The organism is Mesorhizobium sp. M5C.F.Ca.IN.020.32.2.1 (assembly GCF_004023105.1).
GTDB lineage: Bacteria > Pseudomonadota > Alphaproteobacteria > Rhizobiales > Rhizobiaceae > Mesorhizobium > Mesorhizobium wenxiniae.
Genome location: NZ_RZSX01000993.1, coordinates 1 through 2,141, shown reverse-complemented (window position 1 = coordinate 2,141; position 2,141 = coordinate 1). Strand labels below are relative to the sequence as shown.

Annotated in this window: 2 protein-coding genes and 1 pseudogene; all 3 read left to right on the top strand. The window is 62.8% G+C overall.

Going from position 1 to position 2,141, the window contains the following annotated elements; translation table 11 throughout:
* A partial coding sequence (locus EOA86_RS31945; protein WP_128345248.1) for an SDR family oxidoreductase occupies nt 1–365 on the top strand: 365 nt, incomplete at its 5' end.
* A gap of 13 nt (nt 366–378) precedes the next feature.
* Nucleotides 379–1,668: an L-rhamnose catabolism isomerase gene (gene rhaI, locus EOA86_RS31940; RefSeq protein WP_128345246.1), complete on the top strand. Its 1,290-nt coding sequence runs from the start codon at nt 379–381 to the stop codon at nt 1,666–1,668.
* 248 nt (nt 1,669–1,916) lie between these two features.
* Nucleotides 1,917–2,141 (top strand): annotated as a pseudogene (gene ggt, locus EOA86_RS31935) (gamma-glutamyltransferase); the annotation flags it as partial.

Below are 2,141 nucleotides of genomic sequence, written 5' to 3'. Positions count from 1 at the left end.
GGCTAGCAGCATCGCCCAACGCCGCCGCCTATTGCACGGCCAAGGCCGCCGAGATCCATCTGGCGCGTTGCCTGGCGCTGGAGGGCGCGGAAGCGCAGATCAGGGTCAATGTCGTTAATCCCGACGCCGTGCTGCGCGGCTCCAAGATCTGGACCGGCGAGTGGAAGGAACAGCGCGCCGCCGCCTACAAGATGTCGACCGACGACCTCGAGGAGCACTACCGCTCGCGCTCGATGCTGAAGCGTTCGGTATTCCCCGAAGACATCGCCGAGGCGATCTATTTCTTCGCGTCCGACATGTCGGCCAAGTCGACCGGCAATATCGTCAATGTCGACGCGGGCAACGCCCAGTCGTTCACGCGCTGAGCGGAGACGGGCGATGGAACAAATCATCTCCGCCGACATCGTCGAAAAAGACAACGCCGCGCGCGAGGCCGACCTCAAGCGCGATTACGACTCGCTCGGTGAGCGTCTTGACCGTCGCGGCATCGCCATCGACGCTATCAGCGACAAGGTCGAAAAATTCGCCGTGGCGATCCCGTCCTGGGGCGTCGGCACCGGCGGCACCCGCTTTGCCCGCTTTCCCGGCGCCGGCGAGCCGCGCGACATTTTCGACAAGATCGAGGACTGCGCCGTCATCCTGCAGTTGACGCAGGCGACGCCGACCGTCTCGCTGCACATTCCATGGGACAAGGCCGACCCGAACCGGCTGAAGCAGGCCGCCTCCCGGTTCGGCCTCGGCTTCGACGCCATGAATTCGAACACGTTCTCTGACGCTAAGGGCCAGGCGATTTCCTACAAGTTCGGCTCGCTGTCGCATGCCGATGCCGCAACCCGCCAGCAGGCGGTCGAGCACAATCTCGAATGCATCGAGATCGGCAAGACGCTGGGATCGAAGGCACTGACCGTATGGATCGGCGACGGCTCGAACTTTCCCGGCCAGGTCAATTTCGCCAAGACGTTCGAACGCTATCTCGACGCGATGAAGGAGATCTACGCCGGACTGCCGGACGACTGGAAGCTGTTCACCGAGCACAAGATGTACGAGCCGGCCTTCTATTCGACGGTCGTGCAGGATTGGGGCACCAACTATATCATCGCCACCGAACTCGGCGACAAGGCGTTCTGCCTGGTCGACCTCGGCCACCATGCGCCCAACGTCAACATCGAGATGATCGTCTCGCGGCTGATCCAGTTCAAGAAACTCGGCGGCTTCCATTTCAACGATTCGAAATATGGCGACGACGATCTCGACGCCGGCTCGATCGATCCTTACCGTCTGTTCCTCGTCTTCAACGAGCTGGTCGATGCCGAGCTTTCCGGTGCCGAAGGTTTTGATCCGGCTCACATGCTCGACCAGAGCCACAACGTCACCGATCCGATCGAAAGCCTGATGCTGTCCGCGGTCGAGGTGCAGCGCGCCTATGTGCAGGCGCTGCTGATAGATCGTAAGGCACTGGAAGCCTATCAGGACGCCAATGACGCGCTGATGGCGACGCAAACGCTGAAAGCCGCCTATCGCACCGATGTCGAGCCGATCCTCGCCATGGCGCGGCTGAACACGGGCGGCGCCATCGATCCGGTCGCCGCCTACCGGGCGGCCGGCTATCGGGCGAAGGTCGCGGCGGAACGGCCGGCGGTTGCGAGTGGCGGCGGCGGGATTGTTTGATGTCGGCCTGAAACGAAAAACCCGCCAACGGCGGGTCGCGGCGCAAATCAGCACCATGCAAGAACAAGCTTGTTTGCCTTCAGCCTTCGGTTGTCGAAAGCCGAAGCGACATCCGATCCTCCCCGCAAGGGGAGATCGGCAGCTTCGCCGACGGCGAATGACAGCATTCCCGAATTTTCATTCACAGCCATGGACTCGTCCGCTCCGAGAGGGTCTTCTAGGCGCATCCAACGCCTCGGAGAACGGCCATGCACCCCACCCGCCGCACCCTAATCGCCGTCGGTCTTTCCCTCACTTTCGCCTTTGTGCCGCTGACGGCCATCTTCGCCGCCTCGCCGCAGCCGGCGAAGGGCGAGCACGGCATGGTGGTGACCGCCCAGCATCTGGCATCGCGAGTCGGCGTTGAGGTGCTGAAGAAAGGCGGCAATGCCGTCGATGCGGCGGTTGCCGTCGGCTATGCGCTGGCTGTGGTC